This is a genomic window from Streptomyces sp. NPDC033177 (assembly GCF_055577715.1).
The window spans coordinates 1-3,721 of the sequence record NZ_JBVIPS010000021.1; the positions used below are offsets into that span (position 1 = coordinate 1).

4 protein-coding genes are annotated in these 3,721 nt (G+C 59.8%); all 4 read right to left on the reverse strand.

The window, feature by feature from the left end; all coding sequences use genetic code 11:
• Positions 1 to 24: 24 nt before the first annotated feature.
• The 4 genes from ACZ5U5_RS39695 to ACZ5U5_RS39710 all read right to left on the reverse strand — a co-directional run bounded on the left by ACZ5U5_RS39695 (position 25) and on the right by ACZ5U5_RS39710 (position 3,658).
• Positions 25 to 870: a hypothetical protein gene (locus tag ACZ5U5_RS39695; protein ID WP_469031506.1), complete on the reverse strand. Its 846-nt coding sequence runs from the start codon at positions 868 to 870 to the stop codon at positions 25 to 27.
• Positions 871 to 946: 76 nt separating this feature from the next.
• Positions 947 to 1,339 carry a hypothetical protein gene (locus ACZ5U5_RS39700; protein WP_469031508.1) on the reverse strand — a complete coding sequence of 131 codons (393 nt, stop codon included), beginning with the start codon at positions 1,337 to 1,339 and terminating at the stop codon, positions 947 to 949.
• Positions 1,340 to 1,875: 536 nt separating this feature from the next.
• The gene (locus tag ACZ5U5_RS39705) at positions 1,876 to 2,952 is read right to left on the reverse strand and encodes a sensor histidine kinase (RefSeq protein ID WP_469031510.1); all 1,077 of its coding nucleotides are present in this window, start codon (positions 2,950 to 2,952) and stop codon (positions 1,876 to 1,878) included.
• Between the two features lie 10 nt (positions 2,953 to 2,962).
• On the reverse strand, positions 2,963 to 3,658 hold the full coding sequence (locus ACZ5U5_RS39710; protein WP_469031511.1) for a response regulator transcription factor: 696 nt from the start codon (positions 3,656 to 3,658) through the stop codon (positions 2,963 to 2,965).
• Positions 3,659 to 3,721: the final 63 nt, after the last annotated feature.

The window sequence follows — 3,721 nt, forward strand, 5'->3', positions numbered from 1 at the left end:
CCGACGTGTGGTTGGTGAAGATCACTATTTCAGTGCTGCATGCGAAGAACTCAATACTCTGGCCTTGTAGGCTCCTATCTCACGAAAGTAATCAGCGTTACTCTTGATGCCCTTCCGCTGAAGGCGTGACTCCTCCGCGTACCAGGCTTTCACGAGGCCCGCTGCACGTTTGCACGTAACGTCTGCCACGGCCGTATCGACTTCTCGCTTGGAGCTTGGGCGGCTGGTCCTGTCCGACATATCACGTGACCACCACGCCGAATCACCGATTGACTTATAAGGATCCGAATATTTGTAACCCTTACCTTTCATGCAAGCACGCCAGGTGCGTAGATTGTCCGACACTGCGGGAGAGTGGAGAGCATCCAAAAGCAGCTTTTGACTGAGACCGATGAGTCGCCCGTAATTATTCTCGGCCCTTCTACCGAGGCTCGCATCCGCCTTTCTGTCACACCCCTCACTCTTCGCTTGTTGCTCGCTTTCGTGAGGAATCTCGTGATTCTCGCTTGCAGTCTGTCGCTCCGGAGGTTCATGAAAGCCGAATTTCCTGGCAACCTCGATCTCGATCAGTCCGTATCGCCGCCGGTTAGGCAGGTCCTCGACCGTTTTTACCCTCTCTCGAACCCTCCACTTGCGCCCCTTCTCGGACATACATTTATCTATCAATTTATCCCGGGCAGCTGAAATTATATAATAGTCTTGCGGCGAGAGTTGATACTGATCAAAAGGGAGCTTGAGGCTGCGCACCTCATCATCTGGCTCCGGGGCCGCAGCCGGTCCGGATTTATCCGGAGAAGGCTTGGCTGTCGAGCAGCTACACGCAAGAATCACGAAAAGGCCAGTCAGCGTCATGCGGACGGCGCGTCCCATATGCCTTAATCCCGTCTCCAGGAGCCGGGAGACTCCGCTCTCGAAGTGGAGTCCCCGGGTTCCGGATTTCAGTCCGTCAGCAAGCGTAGAACTTCACAGCGCTTGCCTTGTTTTCGAAATTATTGTTGCCGAAAGTCTTATCGTTCGAATACGGGGCAGCCGTATAGGTCACGCCGGAATAACCAGCGAACTGGTACAATTTTGCCGGGTGGCAGTTGTAGTTGTTCATCGAGCTTGCACTGTTGTCGAGCGTACCGTTCGAGGTTTTGTGGCTCCAATAATTGTTGGAGAAATCCGGGTCATTGTTGTGGGATGAGTAGTCGTACTCGTGGCTGCCAAAGTCGGTGTTCTTGTTGAGCCAGAAGTCCCAGTTCTCGTCGTGCGCGCTTGCAGTCGGAGCTATGGCGGTGAGGCCGGCGATAAGGGCGGCCGCCATGCCGACGGAGAGCCCTATCTTCTTGATGCCCATGGTGCAAGATCTCCCTAGTTCGAAGGAAGGATTGCCTGCCGCCGGGTTATTGGCCAGCGGCCGCTCCGAAGCTAGTGGGGGCCCAGTGAAGGCCGTTGCTCCGAAGTAGATGTATGTATATCCGAACTCGTGTGCGGCGGACAAGGTTCCGTTTCGGCCCCGCCGTGAGCCGGCGACGCCACCCATGTGGTGTCAACTGTCGCCGCTGTGCCATGAGTTCGCTGCCCACGGCGCTACCGCTCTCGACGTCTACCGGGCGGAGATCAGTGGGACCGACCTTCGACTTCGTCATATCCAGCTGCACCTCCGTTTCTCACGAAGCGCCACGCGACGATCCCCTGGCAGAGCTCAGCAACAGCAGCGGGATGGGTAAGCGGAGCACGGCACTCCGTACTGACGAAATATGCGGACTTGGAACAAGTCCATGAGCCCTCCGCCCGGCGGATGCGTGTCGACGCGATCGAGCGATGTGAACGTCGGCGCCTTCGCGCCCTGCGGCACCCGCGGGCTGAAGCGTTGATACGCGACATGTCCGATCAATCGCGGGACCGCCCACCAAATGTTGTGTCAGGGAATTCCACCGTGGTGCGGATCCCGCCGGCCGGGCGCGAGGTGAGGGTGAGGGTCCCGCCGTGTGCGTGAGTGATGGTTTTGACGATCGCCAGACCGAGGCCGACGCCTGCGTGGTCGGTGTGGATGCGCCCGGTGCCGCGCTGGAAGGGCTCGGTGAGTGTCGAGATCAGCTCTGGGCTAAGCCTGTCGCCAGTGTTCTCGACTGTGAGCACCACACTGTTGGTGCGAACAATAGTATTGACCCACACGATGCCCTTCTCGGGCAAGTTATGGACGATCGCGTTGTGCAAGAGATTCGTAATCAACTGCAGCAGCAGCGCCTGCGATCCCGTCGTGGGGGTGATCTCACCGGAAGTCTCGATTGTGACGCCCCGTGCTTCTGCGAGGGAGAGCAGTGTTTCGGTGGCCTCTTCCACCAGGAGGGACAGGTCGACAGGTTCCCGGGAGAGTGACCGCTGGTCGGCGCGACTGAGAACAAGTAGCGCCTCTGTCAGCTCAATCGCACGGGTGTTGACGGCACTGAGGCGGGCGATGATCTCGCCCAAGTCCTGTGCGGGATCGGTGCGGGCCACCTCGAGAAGCGTCTTCGAGATCGACAGCGGGGTGCGCAGTTCGTGCGAGGCGTTGGCCGCGAATCTCCGCTGCTCGGCGACGTGTGCTTCGAGCTGGGCGAGCATCGTGTCGAACGTATCGGCGAGTTCGCGAAACTCGTCTTTGCGGCCTGGTAGCTGGATTCGGTGGGATAGCGATCCGTTCGTGGCCTTTCGGGTGGCGTCCGTGATGCGGGTCAGGGGGGCGAGCATCCGGCCGGCGAGGATCCATCCTCCCAGGAGCCCGAATAACAGCAAGAAGACCATCACGGAGCCTGCGGCCGTCGCGAAGTCGCGCAGGAGGAAGGAGCGAGGCAGCACCCCCCCAGAGACCGGCGTGTAGGCGGGCAAGTGACGCAGGACGAACACCCATATCGCCGCAAGCAGCAGAGCACCTGCGACCATGAGGAATCCGGCGTAGCTGAGGGTGAGTTTGAGACGAACACTCATCCCAAGGACTCTATGCACCGTCTTCTCCCTCGCGACCGATGCACAGCCCCGTGTCGATGCAGTAACCCACGTCATCCACGATGGCAATGATCCAGGGTTCCCCGAGGCGTTTGCGTAGTGCCGAGACCGTGAAGTGCACGACACTGGTGAACGAGGCGGCGTTCTCATCCCACGCCCATTCCAGTAGCTCGTCGGCGCTGACGACATCGCCATCGGCGGCAACAAGGGCTTCGAGCACGGCGAACTGTTTCCTGGTCAACGGGATTTGGACACCATCGCGGTGGACCTCTCTGCGGTGCGAATCCAGCCGTAGGCCCGCAATCTCTCGAACGGGCGGCCTGCTGCGGTGGCGTCCCGGATCGAGTGCCATGAGCCGCATGACGAGCTCTCGAAAGTCGAAGGGTTTGGTCAGGTAGTCGTCAGCGCCGAGCTCGAGCTGCCTGGCCTTGTCGTCGAGCCAGTCGCGAGCTGTGAGCACGAGGGTCGGAAGGCCGCTACTGGAGGCGACGATGCGCTTGGCGATCTCATCGCCGGACTGCGCAGGGAAGTCCCGGTCCAGGACGGCGATGTCGTAAGTGTTGATGCTCAGCAGTTCTAAAGCGGTGTCGCCATCACCCGCGATGTCGGCTTCGATGGCCTCGAGGCGCAGGCCATCGCGGATGGCCTCTGCCATCAGGGGTTCGTACTCGACGATCAGCACACGCATGCTCTCGATGCTACGAGCCATCACATATCGTCGGCATATCGAAAACCGCACATACCCTGGCGA